Below are 404 nucleotides of genomic sequence, written 5' to 3'. Positions count from 1 at the left end.
ACAAAACAGAGATGTAGTAAAATATTTAAGAGAAACAGAGTTGAAAAAAACAGAGAAATCTCCCCTTCGTCCTCCGCATCTTTGCCCAATCTGTGGTCAGATGGCACAACAAAATGCCTACCCTTTCTGTTCAACACGCTGCCGTGCAATTGATTTAAATCGCTGGTTGTCTGGTGTTTATATTTTGCCACCACCACCGCAATTGAGCGATGAAGAAGAATAAACCGTTTAAAAGCCATGAAAAATGCCCCTTGAGGCAAGAGGGGAGCTATCTGCGGGAACATATGGTGGCGGAATGTTTCGTTTTAGAAGAGATGGCGTGCTTTTGATGTAATGAACCTTCGTAAGAGGACTGTCTTGCAAGAATGTGTGATGCACGCTGATGAACAGAGTTTGGGGGGATG

General features: G+C 43.8%; 1 protein-coding gene. It reads left to right on the top strand.

The window, feature by feature from the left end; genetic code table 11:
- Positions 1-223, top strand: a 223-nt coding sequence (gene yacG, locus BN202_RS09105; protein ID WP_019220336.1) for a DNA gyrase inhibitor YacG, incomplete at its 5' end; no start/stop codon positions are given.
- Positions 224-404: the final 181 nt, after the last annotated feature.

It is taken from the genome of Bartonella florencae (genome assembly GCF_000312525.1).
GTDB classification, from domain to species: domain Bacteria; phylum Pseudomonadota; class Alphaproteobacteria; order Rhizobiales; family Rhizobiaceae; genus Bartonella; species Bartonella florencae.
This window is presented reverse-complemented; position numbering and strand designations above follow the sequence as displayed.